14 protein-coding genes are annotated in these 20,749 nt (G+C 51.2%); 5 read left to right on the plus strand and 9 right to left on the minus strand.

Annotated elements, in window-relative coordinates:
- Positions 1 to 35 precede the first annotated feature (35 nt).
- Together ACSR9A_RS24345 and ACSR9A_RS24350 are read right to left on the minus strand one after the other, a co-directional pair.
- Positions 36 to 1,049, minus strand: coding sequence for a LacI family DNA-binding transcriptional regulator (locus ACSR9A_RS24345; protein ID WP_473760102.1), 1,014 nt, complete (start codon positions 1,047 to 1,049; stop codon positions 36 to 38).
- Between the two features lie 86 nt (positions 1,050 to 1,135).
- Complete coding sequence (locus ACSR9A_RS24350) at positions 1,136 to 1,999, minus strand: helix-turn-helix transcriptional regulator (protein ID WP_473760103.1); 864 nt, start codon at positions 1,997 to 1,999, stop codon at positions 1,136 to 1,138.
- 160 nt (positions 2,000 to 2,159) lie between these two features.
- Between ACSR9A_RS24350 and ACSR9A_RS24355 the strand changes: the two genes are divergently transcribed.
- From ACSR9A_RS24355 to ACSR9A_RS24375, 5 genes are all read left to right on the plus strand, one after another.
- On the plus strand, positions 2,160 to 3,929 hold the full coding sequence (locus tag ACSR9A_RS24355) for a glycoside hydrolase family 2 protein (protein WP_473760105.1): 1,770 nt from the start codon (positions 2,160 to 2,162) through the stop codon (positions 3,927 to 3,929).
- Positions 3,930 to 4,154: 225 nt separating this feature from the next.
- Positions 4,155 to 4,949: a class I SAM-dependent methyltransferase gene (locus tag ACSR9A_RS24360; RefSeq protein ID WP_473760106.1), complete on the plus strand. Its 795-nt coding sequence runs from the start codon at positions 4,155 to 4,157 to the stop codon at positions 4,947 to 4,949.
- Positions 4,950 to 5,082: 133 nt separating this feature from the next.
- Positions 5,083 to 5,442 carry a hypothetical protein gene (locus tag ACSR9A_RS24365; RefSeq protein WP_473760107.1) on the plus strand — a complete coding sequence of 120 codons (360 nt, stop codon included), beginning with the start codon at positions 5,083 to 5,085 and terminating at the stop codon, positions 5,440 to 5,442.
- A gap of 20 nt (positions 5,443 to 5,462) precedes the next feature.
- A complete protein-coding gene (locus ACSR9A_RS24370; protein ID WP_473760109.1) occupies positions 5,463 to 11,771 on the plus strand; it encodes a DUF7507 domain-containing protein in 6,309 nt (2,102 codons plus the stop codon).
- Positions 11,768 to 13,084: a COG1361 family protein gene (locus ACSR9A_RS24375; protein ID WP_473760110.1), complete on the plus strand. Its 1,317-nt coding sequence runs from the start codon at positions 11,768 to 11,770 to the stop codon at positions 13,082 to 13,084. The genes ACSR9A_RS24370 and ACSR9A_RS24375 overlap by 4 nt, the downstream gene beginning before the upstream one ends.
- A 197-nt stretch (positions 13,085 to 13,281) precedes the next feature.
- Here the strand turns inward: ACSR9A_RS24375 and ACSR9A_RS24380 are convergent, their stop codons facing one another.
- The 7 genes from ACSR9A_RS24380 to ACSR9A_RS24410 all read right to left on the minus strand — a co-directional run bounded on the left by ACSR9A_RS24380 (position 13,282) and on the right by ACSR9A_RS24410 (position 20,748).
- Positions 13,282 to 14,175, minus strand: a complete 894-nt coding sequence (locus ACSR9A_RS24380) for a nicotianamine synthase family protein (protein WP_473760112.1) — start codon at positions 14,173 to 14,175, stop codon at positions 13,282 to 13,284.
- Positions 14,176 to 14,392: 217 nt separating this feature from the next.
- Entirely contained in the window at positions 14,393 to 16,402 is a 2,010-nt protein-coding gene (locus ACSR9A_RS24385; RefSeq protein ID WP_473760114.1) for a non-ribosomal peptide synthetase, read from the minus strand.
- Between the two features lie 32 nt (positions 16,403 to 16,434).
- Positions 16,435 to 17,331: a cysteine peptidase family C39 domain-containing protein gene (locus tag ACSR9A_RS24390; RefSeq protein WP_473760116.1), complete on the minus strand. Its 897-nt coding sequence runs from the start codon at positions 17,329 to 17,331 to the stop codon at positions 16,435 to 16,437.
- A complete protein-coding gene (locus tag ACSR9A_RS24395) occupies positions 17,328 to 17,588 on the minus strand; it encodes an acyl carrier protein (RefSeq protein WP_473760118.1) in 261 nt (86 codons plus the stop codon). Before ACSR9A_RS24395 ends, ACSR9A_RS24390 begins: the two co-directional genes overlap by 4 nt.
- Positions 17,589 to 17,628: 40 nt before the next feature.
- On the minus strand, positions 17,629 to 18,666 hold the full coding sequence (locus ACSR9A_RS24400) for a phosphotransferase enzyme family protein (RefSeq protein ID WP_473760120.1): 1,038 nt from the start codon (positions 18,664 to 18,666) through the stop codon (positions 17,629 to 17,631).
- Positions 18,663 to 19,706 (minus strand): hypothetical protein, encoded by a 1,044-nt coding sequence (locus ACSR9A_RS24405; protein WP_473760122.1) that lies wholly within the window; start codon positions 19,704 to 19,706, stop codon positions 18,663 to 18,665. Before ACSR9A_RS24405 ends, ACSR9A_RS24400 begins: the two co-directional genes overlap by 4 nt.
- Positions 19,684 to 20,748 (minus strand): LLM class flavin-dependent oxidoreductase, encoded by a 1,065-nt coding sequence (locus ACSR9A_RS24410; protein ID WP_473760124.1) that lies wholly within the window; start codon positions 20,746 to 20,748, stop codon positions 19,684 to 19,686. Before ACSR9A_RS24410 ends, ACSR9A_RS24405 begins: the two co-directional genes overlap by 23 nt.
- Position 20,749: the final 1 nt, after the last annotated feature.

The raw sequence follows: 20,749 nt of genomic DNA on the forward strand, positions 1-20,749 counted from the left end.
GGCACGGCGACGTGCCCTTGCCAGACTGCCTTTCCTTAATCGCCCGTCCATTCTCGTACCGTATGGCGATCCATCAGAAACGGGTCTATCCCGATTGTGCTGGAGATGGCCGCTTGGTCATTCATTCGCTGCAACAGCAGCTGCAAAGCGTGATCGCCAATTTCCTTAAATGGCAGGCCAACGGATGTAATCGGCGGTGACAGCAAAGCCGACAGCGTATTGTCGTATCCGACCAGCGACAGATCATCAGGTACGCGAAGACCGCGTTCATACAACACCTGCAAAACGCCGCAGGCGTAAATATCAGAGGTCATAAAAATGGCTGTAGGCGGCTGCCCAGCCCTTAACAGCTGGTCGATTGCCATTCGGCCTGCCTCTATCGAATATTCGGGCATCACCTGCACCCACTCCTCATGAGGAGTGATTCTCGCCTCGCTTAGCGCATCCAAATAACCCGCATAACGATCCTCTTCCACCTGATGCATCAGCTTGGAGCCGATAAAGCCAATTCGCCGATGCCCTTTTTGCAGCATATGCTGAACGGCGCCTAATGAACTTGCACGATCATTAACGACAATTCGGTCTACCATCGGCATGTCAAAGGTACGCTCGATCATCACAACAGGAATGTGATTCTCAAGTAAACGGCCGATTAGGTCTTTCGAAATAGAATGATAGGAGGTTACAATGACCCCATCCACCCGATGACCAATCAGGTCGTTAATTTGCTGCTCTTCCTCGCCGAGGCCTATATGGCTCGTCAGCGTAAGCACATGATAACCGCTGCTTGCCGCTGCTGTGTTAACTGCGGAGCTGATTTCCTTAAACTGCATATTAGTGTTAAACAGCGTCAAATGTCCAATAATGTTGCTGCGACTGCTTTTCAAGCCTTGAGCAATACGATTCGGAATATAACCCATCTCTTTAATAATCCGCTCGATTTCCCGGCGCTTATCCTCAGACACATAACCGTTGTTATGCAACACTCTGCCCACGGTCGCAAGCGAAACGCCCGCTGCCTTAGCCACATCCGACATCTTTATATTCATCTTTAGTCTCCAGATTCACATGTGTTATCGTTAACATATTAACACGTTACATTCGTCAGAGCAATACGATTACAAATGTTAATCCGTTAATCTTTCTGTTCCAAAGGCTGCTCTCCCTCCCTTTGCATAGCTCGGTAGGCACTGGGAGAAACGCCGTTTAGCAGCTTAAACATTTTGCTGAAGTGAAACTCCTCGAAATAGCCGCAAAGCCTGCCGACCTCTTTAATCGGAAAATCTGTAAATCGCAAATAACCGCACGCCTGCTGGTTGCGCAGGTGGTTTAAATATTCTTTCGGTCCCATGCCCGTATACTTGAGAAAAAGCTTTCGCAGGTATGAAGCGGAAATGCTGTATTCCTTAGCCAGCTGCTCAATTCGCAAATTTTCCCTATAGCTGCCCTCCACATGCTTTTTAATTTGTTCAAAAGCAGCGAAGGCCCCCGATTCAGCTAAATTCCAGTCCGGCTGCTCAATCCGATGAAGCCTATGCAGCAAAACCTGCAATTTAGATTGGGCAATGCTGGCGCCAGCGGCAATTCCTGCGACCCATTCCTCATTTGTTTCACGAAACAACAAACCTAGCTCCTCCGCTTGCTTTTGCTGATATTGACTTAAAAAGGGGAGCGTAAGCTTGTTTATTGGTTTAACCTCCCCCCACATCACATCATAGATGAGCTCCGCGCAATCAAAGAGAACCATCGTCATGCGGAGCGGAGCATGCGGCTCCGAACGCATGGACATCTCAAGACCGGGCTTTAAATAAGCAAGCATCCCCGCCTGCACCTTATGCTCCGTGTTGGTTAGAAAGGTCCCCTCTCCCGCATGAATCCAGTACAAGCTGTGCACATTCACAAGATTGCGAACATCCTCCCAGCCTGGATACGTTATTTTATCAAGGACGAAATGAATATGCAGCACTAAGTTATTTGTATGATAGGTCATTGGCTCCATATCTGTATCCCCTCTCCACCCTCCCTTAAATGAGGAGCGATTTTTACATGTGTTTGCAGGTTTATTCCATTCCGAATTAAAACGCTGCATGCTATTATCCATATTATCAAACGATAGCCAAGCTGACTAATACTTTAGGAGCGCTAAAGGAGGAATACAGTTGTTAAGGACTTTTCGCGAGCATCATATACGCAACACGGAATTATTGGACGGGCCATGGGACTTTGTTACAGATCCAAGGAATGAAGGACTACAGGAAAAATGGTTTGAGCGATTTCCACATGATTCAAAATCGCTATACGTCCCATCCTGCTGGAATAATGAGCTGTCTTTGTTCCAATACGAGGGCGCTAGCTGGTATAGAAAAAAAATTCAGCTTGAGAATATGCAGCATATCAGATTGATTTTTCATGCCGTATTAGGGCATTGCGATGTTTATTTGGACGGACGTCATCTCGGTTATCACTACGGCGGCTACACTCCTTTTGATTTTGTCATTCCTTCACTAAATGCGGGAGAGCATGAGCTTGTTGTACGAACAGACAGCACGCTGGATCGCCTTACAATTCCGACGGAGCACGTTGACTGGTTCCACTATGGCGGCATCATCCGTTCCGTTGAGCTGCAGCAGTTGCCTGATCTGTATATTGAGCAGCTCAAAATCGATTACCTGCTGGAAGGAGCAGATGCGGACATCCACATTCAGGTACGGCTTAGCTCCCTCTCACAGCAAGCTGTCACTACGGCATTGAAGCTTTCTGAGGGTGGTTACGAATTTCACTCCGAGCAAGTACAGATTGAGGCTGGCAAGTCTGTAGACTGCAGCGTGAAGCTGCATTGGAGCGACGTTCGTTTGTGGAATGTTGGCAAGCCGGAATTGTATAAAATAGAAGCTCGGACCGATTTTGACGACAAAATCGACCGAATCGGCTTCCGCCGAATCGAAACGAAGGACCACCGGATTCTCATTAATGGATCTATGGTCTACTTGAAGGGCGTGAACCGCCATGAAGAGCACCCGGAATGGGGCTTTGCTTTTCCGCCAAAGCTGATGCAAAAGGATCTCGATATCATCCGTGAGCTTGGCTGTAATACGGTTCGTGGCTCCCATTACCCCCAAAGCCCTTATTGGCTTGACCTGCTGGACGAGCATGGCATCCTTTTCTGGAGTGAAATCCCGATGTGGGGAGCCCTTCTGCCAAATGAAACGGTCTGCGAGCCCTTGTTCCAGGATCGTGCGCTCACTATGATTTCAGAGATGATCAGCCTGCACTACCATCATCCATCAGTCGTATTCTGGTCGGTTCATAATGAAATCGACTCCCGTACACAGGATGCCTATGAGATGACCAAGCGGCTTGTTTCCTTAGTCAAGCAAATGGATACGTCCAGACTTGTTACTTATGCTACCATGCACCCGCTGGAGGATGTTCTGCTTCCGCTTTTTGATGTGATTGGCATTAACAAATATTATGGCTGGTACGAAGGCGATATAAGCGGCTTTCGGCAAATGCTTCAGAGGTTCCACGAGCGGGCGGAAGCGCTTGGTGCGGGTGACCGTCCAGTGCTCATGACCGAGTTCGGAGGAGCGGGCATCTTCGGAGACGTCGGCTGGGAGCCAAGATTGTTCAGCGAGGACTATCAGGCGCAAATCGTATCCGAAGCGCTAGCAATATTCCGTAGCGACCCTAAAATCGGCGGCACCTATATTTGGCAATTCGCCGATATTCGGGGCGATCTGAAGAGCGACGGCAAGCATTTTCGAGATCGGGCGCGCAGCTTTAACAATAAAGGCTTGCTAAACGAATATCGCAAGCCCAAACAAGCCTTCCGCGAGGTGCGGCGCATTTACCAATCTTGGAACGAACCTGCGGATCTGCATTCGCAACCTAACGATAATGTTCAAAGTCCTCCTTTACAAAATCAGTAATCCACGCGAGAGTTAATATCTTGTAAAATATGGATCGTGAACATATTGCTCATGAGGGTCTATAAATAGTAAATGCCGAAGAATTTCCTGCCACACAGGAGCATTCTTCGGCATTATTTTTGCAAAGCAGACTTATGCTAGCCTTTCAGTCACATCTTGCCCACCCCGGGGATACCTTGTAGGATGGGAACCGTTGCATACACTCGTACCTAGGAGGAATCATAGATGAAATTGGATTTGGGCTGCGGCACTAGCAAGCACCCTGATTTTTACGGAATTGACCGCCGTCCGCTGGATGGCGTGGATATGGTATACGATGTAAACAACGGCATTCCTCTGCCCGATCATTCGGTAGAATGGGTTATGGCCTGCCGCAGTCTACCTTATGTCCAGGATTTATTTGCGGTTTTGTCGGAAATCTATCGCATTTCTATTCATAAATCCGTCGTATGCATACTGGCCCCTTATGCCCACAGCTTTAGAAACGTGACCAACCCTCTGCTTCGACATCGCTTCGACGAGCATACCCCGCGTTATTTCACGAAGCATTTTTATCAGCCGCCACACGGGCCTAAATCTCCGGCAATTACACATTATAACGACTCGGAGGAGCTTCCCTTCGATTTCCGCTTGCTGCGGATGGAATACTTTTACAACGAGACTTTTCGCTCGCCTATGTATGAATCGGAAGAACTGGAAGAACTTCAACAGCTTCAAGCCAATGTCGTGGATGAAATCATGTATCATTTCGTCGTCGTAAAAGAGAGCATTTCAGCATCCGAGCTTGACCAAATGTCACGGCAATCCCAAATGGAACCCTTATGCGTACAAGCACTGCGCAAAATCGGAAATGCTCCGGATTCGGTGGAATACACAGAGCCTCTCTCTTCAGAAAAAACCGAAATCGCTCCGCCCATCCCCCCCAAACGTTCCTTGCTGCGTAAACCCCGCCATAAAAAAAAGCTGCGAATCTCAAGCAGGCTAAAGAGACGGTCCCGATATTTCCGATATTCTCGATAATTTATTTGCCTTGCCCGAATGTGGACAGACAAATTCAAGAGTCTAGGCTCATACTCATGAGTTGATAGAAACTTTTATGGAGTTGTCTTCCAAATGGAGGTGAATCAACATTCCACTTATCGTGCGGGCAACTGTGAATGCAACTGGCGCCATTACCTTTACGGGAAATACGCTGGGCCTCAGTCGTTCAGAGGTGTCCGGTATTCCTGGAACTGCCGACAGCATCGGCGCATTCGTTACAACTAATACCGCCCTGCGATATGGCACCTATCCTTTTGGCACCACGGATAATTACCTGCTCAACAGCTCATCAGCCGTCCTGAATCTTCCCGCTGGCAGCTCCGTGCTTTATGCAGAGCTTATCTGGGGCGGCACTTATGTCAACGGCACTACCAATCTGACAGCAGCGATTAATAATTCGGTGTCCTTCGCGACCCCTTCGGGGACCTCCGATGTATTACCTGACACGGCTACCAGCAACACCTTTGAATAGGCGGAGGGGCGCTTGGCTACGTGAGAACGGCAAATGTGACTACCCTGGTTCAGCAGGGCGGTGCAGGAACCTATACAACAGGACGGGTTGTAGGCACCCTGACGATCAGCAGTGATCCGACTGCCAACAATGCTGGCTGGACGCTCGGCGTCATTTATCAAAATGCCACCCTTCCCTTTCGCAATATGTCTCTGCGGGCCGGGGCCATTCTCGTTCAAAGCACCTCATCAGCTGTTAATACCACACTTACTGGATTCTCTACGCCTGTATCTGGGGCTCTTGGAGGCAGAGCCTTATTCAGCGCTCAAGAGGGAGATGCCAACCGAAACGGTGATCAGGCGCTGTTCGGCCCTACAGCCGCAACCTTGGTTGCTTTGTCGGGTACAAACAATTTCGCCAACAACTTTTTTGCCTCCCAGATCAATAATAATGCCGGCGCGTTGGATACAACGGGCACCTTCGGGAGCCGCAACCAGACCAACGGTGCGCCTGGCAGCAATATTGTGGGGGGAAGACAGGGCTGGGACATTACAAGCGTGGATGTATCGGCCAGATTGGTCAATAATCAGACCTCGGCTGTACTTCAATTAACGACCTCGGGCGATGCCTATGTCCTGAACGCCAATGCTCTGCAAATCGATATTAATGCACCGAGAGTCAGTGTAACCAAATCGGCTAATGTATCCGGCTCCTTGACCGGCGATACGATCCGTTATACCGTTACCGTTACCAATACCGGAACAGCCAATGCCACCGATATGATTGTGACAGACAACCTTCCGGCCGGATTAACCTTCGTTGCGGGCAGCGTCACCGTTGCCGGTGCTGCAAGGCCGACCAACGATATTACGGCAGGCGTACCGGTAGGCACGCTGGCGCCGGGCGCCTCCATTGCGGTAGCCTACAGCACGAGGGTAACGTCCATGCCCGGCACGCAGCTGCTCGTCAATACTGCCAATGCTTCCTTCAACTTCCAAAGCATTGCAGGGGGTCCAATCACTCCTGCCGTTATTCCATCCAACGGTGTCACCGTTCCGGTCTATTCGCCGATTCTAGCGATGAACAAAACGGCAAGCACAGCTAATGCAACTGTGGGAAGCACCGTCATTTACACAATTGTTGTGCCCAACTCAGGCAATATCGCTGGCACGACAACGGTAACGGACCCGATACCTGCGGGCACTTCGTTTGTGCCAAACAGCGTGACCGTTGGAGGCGTGACCATTCCGGGAGCTAATATCGCTGCCGGGGTTTCGGTTGGCTCCATTCCGGCAGGCGGCTCGGCCACCGTCACCTTTCGGGTATTGGTTCAAAATCTGCCTTCTCCTCCCCAACTGGTGAACCAGGCTGCGGCCACATATACGTTCACGGTTCCCGACGGCCGAACATCATCAGGCTCAGCAAGGTCGAATACCGTAACGCTGCCTGTTGCCCTGCCAAATGTAACAGTCGTCAAAAGCGCCAGCGTACCTGACGCCTCTGTTGGAGAAGCATATACTTATACCGCAGTAATAGCCAACAATGGCACCGATCCCGTCACGAATGTAACGCTGACGGATGCCATGCCGAGCGGTTCTGTGTTTGTAGCCGGCAGCGTGACACTGAATGGAACGACTCAGCCGTCGGCCAATCCTGCAAGCGGCATTGCTATCAGCACCCTGACTGCGGGCAGCTCTGCAACTGTCACCTTTCAAGTAACATCTTCATCACTGCCTTCTCCGGCTCAATTTGTCAACAGAGCTTCAGTAGCGTACAGCTCCGGAGCGTTCAGCGGCGTATCGCTGTCCAATACCGTAACCATTCCGGTATACCAGCCGATTATACGTACAGTGAAATCGGTGAATCGGAATGTTGCCACCGTTGGAGATACTTTAACTTATACGATTTTTGTCTCAAATACCGGCAATTTGGCTGCACAAGCGACCTTAACGGATACGCTTCCGGCAGGCACCTCCTTTGTACCTGGAAGTGTCACGGTTAACACTGTTTCCGTCCCGGGGGCTTCTCCGCTAGCGGGTATTTCTCTCGGCTTGATTGCGCCCGGCAGCTCCGTTCCTATTACGTTTCAATTCCTTCTGAGCACGCTGCCCTCACCGCCACGGCTCGTGAATCAGGCAACAGCAACGTATTCGTATCAATTGCCAAGCGGACGCTCATTTACAGGCTTTACAGCTCCGTCCAATGTAGTCGATATCCCCGCCACCTCGCCTAGTGTGACTGTGACCAAAGCGGTTAACAGCACGATTGCCACGATAGGCGATATTCTGACGTATACGATAGCCGTCACGAACAACGGTGTAGAAGCGGTAACTAATGCTGTATTTTCAGATAACCTTCCAGCCGGAACGGTTTTTGTAGCGGGCAGTATCGTCGTGAACGGCACACCCTTGCCTAATGCAGACCCCAGCGGCGGCATTCTGCTTGGAGCCATTAACGCAGGAAGTACCGTGCCGATCAGCTTCAACGTTCGTGTGGCAGCCGTTGCGTCAACGATCCCGGCGCTACTCAACAATCGGGCTAATGTGAGCTTTACTTCAGGGAGTTTTACCGGTTCCTCCTCCTCAGCGCTGGTCACAACGGCAGCTTACTTACCCGTCATCAACTTGGTGAAAAGCAGCAGCGTCAGTACATTAACTGTAGGAGACACATTTACGTATACATTAACCGTCAGTAATTCCGGCAATTATCCGGCTGAAGTTCAATTAGAGGATATATTGCCTCCTGAGGCTGTGTTTGTGCCGAATAGCGTTGTCATTAACGGATTCCCGAATCCGGGGGTCGATCCGCTTACAGGCATCGCTCTGGACACGGTATCCGCAGGCGAAATTAATGTCGTCAGCTTCTCGGTTGTCGTCGTTTCCTTGCCGAATCCACAGCAGCTTGTCAATCAGTCAGGTGCATTGTACACCTATACCTTGCCTGACGGCAGAATGTTCGCGAACAATTCCTTATCCAACACGGTTGTAATCTCTGTATCTACACCCAATGTCTCCATGCTCAAAAGCAGCAGCAGCTCATCGGTAGCCAGCGGCGACACGGTGACCTATACCGTTCTGGTCGCAAACAATGGTGCAGCTCCAATCAACAATGCGGTCATAAGCGACATGATGCCTCAGGGCACCAGCTTTATTACCGGGAGCGTGTTTGTAAATGGTGCATCCGTACCGCTTGCAAATCCGGCTATCGGCATTCCAATCGGTACATTAGCCCCTAGCGCTACTGCTACCGTAACCTTCGAGGTGATGGTCAACATGCCAGCTCCATCCGTAATTTCAAATCAATCCACGGTCAGCTTTACCTCAGGCGCCTTCTCATCAACGTCCCAATCCAACAATGTAAATGTGCCTGTTACGCAGCCCGTCATCACTCTGGTAAAGACTTCGGATACGACCAACGCTTCTGTTGGAGGCTCGGTTACATATTCCGTTGCTGTTTCCAACACAGGCAATCTGGCTGCTCAGGTCACCTTGACCGACATTCTGCCTAACGGTACAACCTTTATTCCAAACAGCGTGGTGGTTGGAGGCTTGCCTGTCGCTGGAGCTGATCCCGCTACAGGCATTCCAGTAGGGTCAGTGGCTGCCGGCTCAACCGTTCTGGTCACCTTTAGTGCGCTGGTGACTTCCCTGCCGAGTCCCCAGCAGCTTGCCAATCAGGCTGCCGCTGCCTACACCTTTGTACCGCCGGATGGACGTACACTGACAGGCAGCGCTCTGTCCAATACATTGACTATTTCAGTGTCCGCCCCCAATGTTTCGATTATCAAAAGCTCCACGACGACCAATACAACAATCGGCGACACGGTTCCCTATTCCGTTAGCGTGACCAATACAGGCATTGCGTCAGTAACCAACACCATATTTTCGGATCCTACCCCCACTGGCTCGTCCTTTGTACCAGGGTCGGTTACGATTAACGGCGTGCCCAGCCCTGCCGCCACACCATCCGGAGGCATTCCGCTTGGGACGGTCGCGCCAGGAGCAACGATTACCATAACCTTTAACGTCCTGGTGGAAACACTCCCACCATCCGGCTCGCTCATCAACCAATCGTCTGCAACCTTTACTTCTGGCGTCTTCTCGGGATCGACCTTCTCCAACGTCTCAGTCACACCAGTTAACCAGCCCATTCTGACAGCCGTGAAATCAGCAGGTGTTGTCGCAGCAACAGTAGGCGATACGCTGAATTACACGATAGCCGTTACAAATTCCGGAAACTATAGCGCTTCGGCAACCGTCACTGACACCATTCCGACGGGAGCCTCCTTCATTCCGAACAGCGTTATCGTGGGCGGCGTGCCTCAAGCTGCCGCTTCGCCCATCACGGGAATCCCTATCGGCGTCGTTGCACCGGGAGCCACCGTTCAGGTCACTTTCTCTGTCCTCATCGATTTCCTTCCAACGCCGCAGCAGCTTCTAAATCAAGCCACAACCAGCTTCAGCTTTACGCTTCCTGATGGGCGTCCATTCAGTGGATCGGTAGCCTCCAACACGGTTTTAGTAAGCGTAACGGCTCCTAACGTTGCTATAGTCAAAACCACGACTACTACCGCTTCCACAGTTGGGGATACGATTACGTACAGCATCAATGTGACGAATAACGGAATTGCAGCTATCAGCAATACGCTGCTGACCGACCCGATTCCTGTAGGTACGGCTTTGGTTCCGGGAAGTGTAACTGTAAACGGAGTACCGCAGCCTGCGGCAATTCCGGCTGCCGGCATACCGCTTGGCGATATTGCCCCGGGAGCATCAGTACCGGTCACCTTCAGCGTGTCGGTTGTTTCGATACCGAATCCAGCTTTCGTCAACAATCAGTCTTTTGTAAGCTTTACTTCCGGCTCTCTCTCGGCTACGGCCTTCTCAGACAATGTAGCCACGCCTGTGTTTCAGCCTGCTTTGTCCGTAGTCAAAACCGTCAGCAGCACAACCGCTACGGTTGGAGATACCATCGTGTATACGTCCACGATTACGAACTCTGGAAATATCGGCGCAACAACGATTCTGACTGACCCGATTCCGGCAGGAACGACTCTGGTACCGAACAGCGTATTGCTCAACGGTTCTGGCTTGGCTGGCGCTGACCCTTCTGTCGGCATTCCGCTGGGCGTGATTGACCCTGGCAGCCCTGCAACATTAACTTTCTCGGTTGTAATCACTTCACTGCCGCCAACCCAGCAGCTGGTGAACCAATCTACTTCAGCTTTCAGCTACACCTTGCCAGATGGGCGCAGCTTCTCAGGATCTGCCCCGTCAAACACAGTCACCTCAATGGTGTCCTCACCTAATGTGACTGCAGTGAAAAGCACAACCTTTACCGCCACGACCATTGGCGACATTGTACCTTTTACGATTACGGTAACCAACGCCGGGATTCAAAATGTTACGGACGCCATTCTGGTCGACTCCATTCCTGCCAATACCTCCTTTGTACCGGGCAGTGTTAGCGTCGACGGCGTTCCTCGCCCTAGCAGCAACCCGGCATCCGGCATCCAGCTTGGAACGATAGCTCCTGCCGGCAGTGTTATGGTTACATTCAGTGTCACCGTCACAGCCTTGCCATCGTCTGGCTCCTTCAGCAATCAGGCTGCCGTCAGCTTCACCTCCGGTGCGTTCTCGGGCACATCCTTGTCCAATATGGTCACACTGCCTGTAGCTCAGGCGATTATTGGCGTTCTAAAAGGTTCCAATGTGACTGTCGCTACGGTAGGCGATACCGTTATCTATTATTTGAACATCACCAACACGGGAAATACGACTGCAACGGTTACACTCACAGACCCGGTGCCCGCAGGCGCCGAATTTGTCCCCAACAGTGTCATTATCAATGGCACGCCCCAGCCTGGCGTCGATCCTGACCAGGGCATTGTGGTCGGAACCGTTCCGCCAGGAGGTACGATTACCGTTACGGTAACCCTGCAAGTGACTATTGGATCGCTGCCATCGCCGCAACAACTGATCAACTCCGCCGTAGCGAACTTCTCCTTCTTGCTTCCCGATGGAAGGACCGGTACCGGCTCAGCTCCATCCAATACGGTGATCATTCCAGTTTCCTCACCAGACGTCAGTGTGGTTAAGAGTACGGCTGCTATTGATGCCGTTTCAGGAGATACCATCATTTATATCATTCTTGTGACGAACAACGGCATTTCTACCGTCAACAATGTCGTCGTTATTGACCCGATTCCCGTCGGCAGTACCTTTGTTGCAGGCAGCGTCACCGTGGACAACATATCGTTTCCGGCGGCAAATCCTTCTGTCGGCATAGCCGTCGGTTCAATAGCAGCAGGTGCCACGTCTACCGTTACCTTTCAGGTGACTGTATCATGACGCCCGGCACGGCCAAGAAAGAAAACCTGCTGAACCAGTCCCGCATCCTCTTTAGCGCAGGTGGAAATGAATTCGTTACCTACTCCAATACGGTGAACACACCCATCGTAGGTCCTGTTATCACCCTGATCAAAAGCTCGGAATCATCTCAGGCATTTCCCGGCCTCCCGGTCATTTTCGCTATTTCCATTGCCAATTCGGGTAACCGGGACGCCGATATCACCATCTATGACTTGCTGCAAGAAGGAACAGAATTTGTCCCTAACAGCGTACACCGGGATGGCGTCCCTCTTCCGGGCGCCAATCCCGTGTCTGGTCTGCACCTTGGCAGGCTCGGCTTGCATCAGACCGTGCGATTGACCTTTCAGCTTGTAACCGCCATGCAGATTGCCAGCAAACAACTCAGCAACCAAGTGCGGGCAGATTATACGTTCCAGACGGACAGTGGACGACTGATCGAGGAGCACGTTTTTTCCAACACCGTCTCCCTCCCTGTTATTCGTATCGGCAAGCCGGATATCATGATTTCCTTTACGGTAAACAAAAATCGCGCCAGTCCGGGGGAAATCCTTCTCTACACTGCACGTATAGCCAACATGGGGGACGTCGCCGCGGATGTGCTGCTGCTATCAGCCATCCCTAGCGGTACGCTCTTCGTACGCAACAGCATCACCTTAAACGGCGTTATGCAAGGCGGGGAATTTTTGACTACAGGAATCGCGCTAGGAATGATTGAACCCAGAAAGCAGTCTTTCGTAACCTTTGAGGTGATGATTACAGGCAGCAATATTGTGTCACCGGGACAGCTTTTAATCAACGAAGCCAGCACGGAAGGCACTTACAGAAACGCCGACGGTACCATTATAGAACTAGAGCCTTCGGTGTCGGGCACTGTTGCAACGGAGGTCTGCTATCCACTGTTTGAGCTTGGGGTCAGCGCGACCCCTCCCATCGTAGAGCCAGAAGATGTTGCTGATTATACTTGCCTGCTGACCAATAACGGGAATTGGGCTGCTGATGTTACACTGAGCCGCCTCACGATTACGCAAACCTCTTTAGTACGCGGGTCCATCCGCATAAATGGGGTACCCGCAGCAGCTCCGGATGCCTCTAGCTCCCTTTTTATAGGTAATGTATCGCCTGGAAGCACTGTCCAAATTTCCTATCTGGTTCAGGTAAGCCCTCTGGTCATGAATCCTGTCCTGAGCGGGATTATCACAGCCCTATACACCTATGAATTGAACGGCATTCAGCATAATGGAGAAGTAGTCTCCAACGGTTATATGATTAACATTGCATACTCGGATGAATAAGAAGCATGGGCGGCATTAATCTGCTTTTGCAGGTTGACGCCACCTATGCTTTTCTCATTTTAATGCCCACCCTGTAGAGCGTCGGCAATCCTCACAAAAACAAGCTGAATTCAGGCTATTGCCCGCATATCAGCTTGTTTACTGAAGCTGCCGCTTCCCTTTTTAAAGCTCATAATGAGGCTTCCGTACCTAGGATATCAATCCTTTGCGGCAAAATTGTCCACACGCTCCAAAAACAAAGTGGAGTTGATGACTAGATTAGCGTCAGGCCAAGTTCGCGCGGCAACCCGCCAGCCCTGCATGTTCAGCTGCGATTCATCAATCGCTTCATACATGATCTGCCTCATGCCCTCAGCCGTCCGAACAGCTACAAGAGGATTCCGGGATGTACGACTTATTTGTCCAAGCACCGCCAGCTTATTTTGAACGAGGCTAGCCACAAAAATCCGGTTGTACGGGCTGTAATCGAACTCCGCTCCGTTTTTCATAATGACACTCACTTTAGTCCTTAACCCCATTTTTTCGAGGACAGAGCAGGATGCCTCACAGGCCGCCGGGTCGATATCAAGGCAGATGACCTCCACATTAGAAAATAAATGAAGAATAATTGGACTTAGCGGTATCGGCCCGCTGCCAACAAACACTATCGGCGAATTTTCCATCCGATCGTCTTGTCGAATAAACTGGCGAAGCGTGGACAGCTCCTCGCTAACCAAGGCTATGTATATCGTCCAGTAAGGCAACCGAGTGACGACATCCAAAGCGGCATCCTCCGCTCTAACCGTATGCTTAGAATCAGCCAGCTCTGCTAAAAATTCAGCTTGTGACAACTTATCCTGCAGCATTCGCTGGTTCAATACCATATATTCATGGCTTAGAACGGCCTTGACTTCCTCAGGCGAGTAGTAGGCACGTAATTGCTGTGAAAGGCGTCCAATCATATTCGTCACCCGTCGATTAGCTGGAGAAAGATCTTCTTCTTTTTGAAGAAATTCATTTATTTCACGGATAAAATCGATAAAGCCATCTACCTTTTGAATACTCAGTGTGCTGTCTGTATGACTAGTGGTAGCGGTTGAAAAATCCTCCATTTGCCTAATTCCTCCTTCAATCTACATCCGCGTTCTCTCTATGAATATATTCGAAAAGTCAAGAATGTAGACGAATGTTAGGACGGGGATTGCCTGGGGAAGCTATGCCGCCCTACCCGCTTCCGAAAAGGGATGCGGGGGCGATTTGTTTCCAGACACCATGATAAAGCTCAATTAGAGCCCTTAGCTCCATTCTCGACACATCCCATTATTGTGCTTATACACTCTCCTGCTCAGCAAGCAATCGTTTCTTATCCACCTTCCCATTTAAATTAAGCGGAAATTCCTGCATCTCCACGAACTGCTTAGGGATGATCGAGGGCGGCAGCAGCTGAAGCAAAAAACTTCGCAGTTCCGTTACCGATACCGAGACCGTTATCGCACCCGTCTGCTCCAGGCGATAATAAACAATCAGCTTACCTCCTTCAGCGTCCGGTGAAAAAATGACAACGGCAGCTTGAATCGCTGGATGAGCCTCAACCGCTTTACGAATCGTTTCAGGATGAACAAGTATGCCATTTATTTTCAATTGATCGTCGACTCTGCCCACATACTCGACAAGCCCCTCCGGCAGCCATTTTCCAAAGTCGCCAGTGCGGTATAGCAAAGCTCCTGGTTCGAATGGGTTTGGAACAAACCTTTGCTTCGACAGCTCCTCGCGTTGCAGATACCCCATAGCCAAGCCTTCTCCGGCGATGCAGATTTCCCCAATCACACCAATCGGGCATGGCTGCATGTGTGAATTAACGATGTAAAGGCTTGTATTTCCAATCGGTTTGCCAATCGTTACGGGCAAGCCTTCTTTCAGCTCGGCGCTTACGGACACAACCGTCGCCTCCGTCGGACCGTAGTGATTAAAAACCCGATATCCCTTGTGCAGAAGCCGTTCCTTCAGCCCTTGCTCAAGGGCTTCTCCTCCAGAAATCACAATTTGCACGCTAGCAAGCCGCTCTCCTTCCGACAGCAGACGATTCAGCAGCGTAGGGACGAGATGAATGACCTGTACCTGATGCTTGTCAATGAATTGCCGAAATGCACGCTGATGCGTCAACAGCTCGGTTTGAATCATGACGACGCTGCCACCCCCTAGCAAGGTGCAAAAGATCGACTCTACCGATGCGTCAAACGTCAAATTGGCGGATAGAAGCACACGAAGCGGCTCCTCGATTCCATATTGAGCGTTAAACCAAGCTGCATAATTGATGACGCTCCGATGCCGAATCATAACTCCCTTAGGGGCTCCCGTCGTTCCCGATGTATAGATGACATACGCCAGCAGTTCTGAATCATTCGACATGAGAGCGCTCATCTCAAACTCGGACTGCTCCGAGTAAGACGAGGCCTCATAGGGATTAAGCGTCTGAAGTCCCGGCATCCGCGTGCGGGAGATCGCGATTCGAGCTCCGCAGTCCTCCAAAATGATGCGGTTATGCGCCTCCGGGGAGCGGTGATCGATGGGGATGTATGCGGCGCCCGCTTTCAAAATCGCCAATAAACCGATCAGCATTTCCGGCGTGCGGTCAGCCGTAATGGCAACCATTTGTCCCTTGCCTACCCCTCTCTTGCGCAGCGAGGCAGCCAGTCTGCTGGATTCTCTCTCCAGCTCCCCGTAGGACAAATTGCCAGAGTTCGAAACGATCGCTATACGTCCCGAATGCGACGCCGCGCGCTCCGAGAATAGTCCGTGTATCGTCTTCTCCCGTGGAAACGCAAGTGTTGTCTGGTTGAAGTCCCTTACGAGCTGAGTATATTCATCGGCTAGCAGCATGGGCACATCCCTAAGCAGCTGATTCCGCTTGTGAAGCAGCGCCTCCTCCAAGCTGGCCAGATGGGATTTGAAGCGTTCTATAGAAATATTTTTGTGCAAATGCCCATTCCATCTAACATCGTCATACACGATTTGCTCAAGCTCATCCCGCCATTCCGAGGAACATCGCTGAGGAGAAGCTCCGATAACCTCGTTCATTGAAGGAATGCCAAGCACCGTCTGAAGCCGCTGCAGCCAGCTTTCAATGGTTTCCTCCACTGAGCAGCCTAGATTCAAATTAGTCCATTTGCCGGAGCCGGGAGCCTCGCCAGTTCGCTTGCAGCTCCACACTGGCGGATTACCTTGCTCATTCATGTGCAGCTGAAGCTGCCCGGGCTCATGGTATTTCGTCAGCAAGAGTCCCCAAGCCAGCCGTAAACTCGTTAATCGTACACGATCATACCTAGTAGTGAGCGTCATCGACATTTGCCCCTCCCTTATAGAAGGTTTTATCAGCTTAATCTTCTTCGTTGCTGAGCTTCCGAATGCAGCAGCTCAAGAAAACGAGCGGCTGCATTTGGAAGCAGCGCCTCACTTTCCAGATGGTGCTCAAGCCGCTTCTGGACTCGATCCCACATCGGCTGCTCCGGCTGAAGCAGCACCCTCGTGGCCAGATTAACCGTAACTCTCCAGCTGTCCACATACTGAATAATGCTTCTTCGCAGCTCCGACACGGCGGCTCCTTCTCCTGAAGGTAGCGGCGCAGCGTCTATCATTCGGATGAAACCATACAACCGATGATAAAAATGGCGCGTTCCCATCAGGATCTGACATTTGCGCAGCACCGTCTCCTCCGAGACCAGCAATCGCCATGCAAAGTCGCTTAAGTAAAAGGAATCCGCCTTGAGCATGCGGGACACATAGCCAATTGCGCAAGCGTCCGTCAACTGAAGCATGCCTGGAAAAAACCTCTGATACGGCAAGCTGAGCGCATCATGGGCCGTCTTTAGTCCTCTCCGATCCATCACCCCGCAAAATGCGGGATGATCGTCGAAGATCAAATAACTCCCATCTCGCAGAAGCTCACTCACAATAATGAAGTGCCCTGCATGCTCTTTACCGTAAAACACCTTGGCATGAGGCATGTAGAACAGATCGCAAGGGAGCAGTACGAAATGCCCGCTTCGCAGTGCCTCATCGATCCAGTCGTTTTCATAACTCCGCTCAATGCCATAGTGTGTAAGAAGCTGTTCCTCCGTAGCCAGCACCCGGCTCAAATCCACCTCCTCACCTTCCTCGTCCCATACCGGCTTGAACGCCCAGCGGTCTATCATTGCCGCATAAGGATGAATGCCTGGGAAGAGGGTTAGCAGCTTGTCGATCGAGCAATCAACCCATTCCAGATTCATGGCTGCAGCTTTCCGTAAATGGCTTCGACCATATTCTGCAAGGTGGCAAAATTTTCGAAAAGCAGCTCCTCGTCTTCAAAGACGATATTGAAGTTCGTTTCGAACGCTACAACAAGACTCATTGAAGCAAATGAGTCCATACCATAGCTTGCCAGCTCATCAACTGGCGCGACATCCTCCTCCAGTTGAAGCTGTTCCTTGATCAGCGACAGCACATAACCCGCGATATGTTCCTTGGTCCATTCCGTACGATTCATGATGGAGCTCCTTTCCAGGCTTAGAATGTGATTAGCTTGTTCATGCCAAATCCTCAGGTTTCCTGCCGAACAGCGTTCCTCCTATAATATCTTTCCTGTAACGGCTCAAGATCCATCTCTCCGTGACACCAGCGGGCCGCTCCCCCCAAGACCGGAAATACAACATATAAAGCTGGATATGACGAAACATCATCCAATCGGGAATATGGCGCTGCAGCTCTGCTGAGACGGTTCGGCAAACCGAATATCCTTCCAAAAAACAATGCAGGAATTGCTCAGGAGACCAACTGCTCTCACTTGCCCGGCTATGTTCCGCCAAACCGTAATACATTGCGACCGCAATGTCGCTCGCATAATGATGATGAGTCAATCCGTCGAAATCGAACATGACAATGCCTTCCCCGGTCCAATGAAAATTGCGAGGATGCATATCGTTGTGAATTAAACCAAATTCTCCCGTATGCTCAGGAATTCGCCTTACTTTGGTCATCCAGGTGTCAGCCGCAGACCGAAGCTCCGGAAACGAGCTGCGGGCACATACGTCTAACGTTGGCAGCAGCTCAGATTCCTCCCATCTGGGACGAACCCATTCGGGCTGCTTCGGAGCATACCGCTCGGAAAGGCTATGCAGCCGTCCCATGGCGGTCCCCCATACTTTGTAAAGTTTGGGCCCATAGTGGGCGGGCCCGGCTCGCTCGCCCTCCGCCCACTCGAAAGCATACGCCCAGTATCCCGCACTGCCTCCACTTCCTTCGCCGTCAACCATGTCCTCCATACCATCCATGCTGCCGACGATATTTTCTACGTATTGACCGCTCCTTGAAGCGATGGGCCTAGCCACGGAAACGCCATTAGAAGAGACAAATTGAACAAAATCGATTTCTCCCAGCAGCTGTTCCCGGGTCCGACGACTCTTCCGGGTCAGTTTTAGAATAAATTTGCGCCCTTTCATTTCCCATGCGTACACTCCACTCTCAAAGCTCTCCAGCGGAACGAATGCTACTCGTTCTAGAGCGAAGCGTCCGATGGCTTCTTGAACGAGTCCATTGTCGTCTTGTACATGTAGGTTAGCTTTCATCGGCTGGCGGTTCCTTGTTCCTCGTCCACCGCGCTCAGCAGCGTACGCAGCAATTTGTCGTGCTCATCAAGCAGCAGAGTGAATCGGTCCTGCACAAGGCTGATCTTACCGCGCTGGACGGATAGACCGACCTTGTACAACTGCATCAGCGCTTTGCGCCATTGCTCCCGCAATCCTTCCACGCGGTATAGAAGCTCTTGGCCCTCTTGCGGCCACCGCCCTTTATAGCGCCCTATATATGCAGCAAGGTATTCAAGCTGATGAAGCATTCCCCCGACCCGGAAGCAATAATATACATTCCGGCACACAGCAGAGAAAGCCGGAGCGTCTAACGCAAGCAGCTTATTGTAATCCCTCACATACATACGGTAGGCAAGACTGCCTTGGTACCTTTGCTCAGGCAGCTCTAAGCCTTGATTAAATGTGCGGATGTTTTGGAGAACCGCATTAAATCGTCCTATTGCTGTAGACGGCTTCTGCTCCGCATCTGCCTTGAACCACGCATAGCCCCATAATCCCCTTCGCAGCGCATCAACCGTCAGCACTCCTTCATAGGTAGTGACGTGCCCCGCCTGATCGAGAAAAGAGCTGTCACCGATCAGAACCGAATCGTCGCCATCGTCCCAGCCAAGCAGAAGCACAAGGTGATTTCGTTCTTCTCCGTCTTTGAATACTTCATGATAGTCGAGCGATGTCGTACGTATAAACACCAGCGGCATACGGCCTTGAAGCACAGCCTCCCGCAATCGCAGCAGCGCGGAACCCGGATCAAGCTCCACCTCGAATGAGGCATGCAGCTGGAGTCCGTAAGTTCGGGCGAATCGTTCTACAATGTCCTCCTGAGACGCAAGCCAAACCCTGTTCAGATCTCCGTAGTACTCCAAATTCAGTCCGTTCGTCTCGAAATATATATCCGCTTCATCGCTCTCCGCTGCCGCCTCCGGCCGCTCTTGCTCAAGGATGTGGTACAAACCGGAGAACAAGCAGTGCAGGCCTGCGCGTATGGCAAAAGGTTTCTTAGGCATAATGTCCATTTCCATGGGATGAGGTCTCCTTTACCGCCGACGAAAATCCTTCGGATTCCTTATTTCCTCTTACATAGGGGAGAATGTACTCACCGATGCGCAGCTGTTCATCGGGCCCCGCGAGCCCGCTCAGAATAAAATAGTCTACGCCTAGCTGCTGGAACTTCCGGATCGACTGCCGTACCTCCTCGTACGAGCCAACGATGGAAAAGCCGTTTGATGTATTCAGCTGCACGAGTCCTGCCCATAAGTGCTCGGATACTTTTGCCATCGGGTCTGCATAATGCGCCTTGTAGCTCTGAATACCAGCAGCATCGCAATTATTGCGGAACAGCCGGTTCGTGCGCTTCTCTATAGCGCTCGCTTCGCCAAGAAAACGCTCCGCTGCGGCCCAAGCCGCCTCAGTCGTCTCTCTGGCGATAATATCGATCATAATGCCGCACTTGGCACGATCCAGACTTGTCTTCGGGATATATCCACGAAACGTTTTAAGCCGCTGGCTGACAACCGGGTAATCATGCCCATACGTTAAATAATGGTGCCCGCCAGCAGCCGCGATTTGCATCGCCTCGGGGGAGCTGCCGGATATAAACACGCTGCTATAGGAAGACGGCTTCGGATACAACTCTCCTTGATTCACCTCGAACCAGGAGCCTCTAAAGTGAACGCTTCCGCCTTCTTGCAGACGGTGAAACAGTTCTACAAATTCCTTCGTCCGCTCGTAGCGCTGCTCGTGACCAACCGCTTTCGTCATGCGCCCCATCTCAATGGCCGAGCTGCCAGTTACTATATTTATATCTGCTCGGAAGTTAGTCAGCAGGTTTAATGTGCTTAGCGCTTTCGCCGCTGCCGTTGGCAGAATATAGCTCGTATTTTGCGCGATCAGGAATCGCAGCTTCTCGGTTCGCTCGGCCAAATATGAGGCAGCAAGCCACGGGTCCATGTAATCATTCGCATTGATCAACAGCACGGAATGGAAGCCGTACCCTTCGGCGGCTATAGTTTGCTCCATTATCTGCTGAAGATCGCCCTGCGGAAGCATCCAGCAAAAATCCATT

The organism is Paenibacillus sp. R-74696, assembly GCF_055814915.1.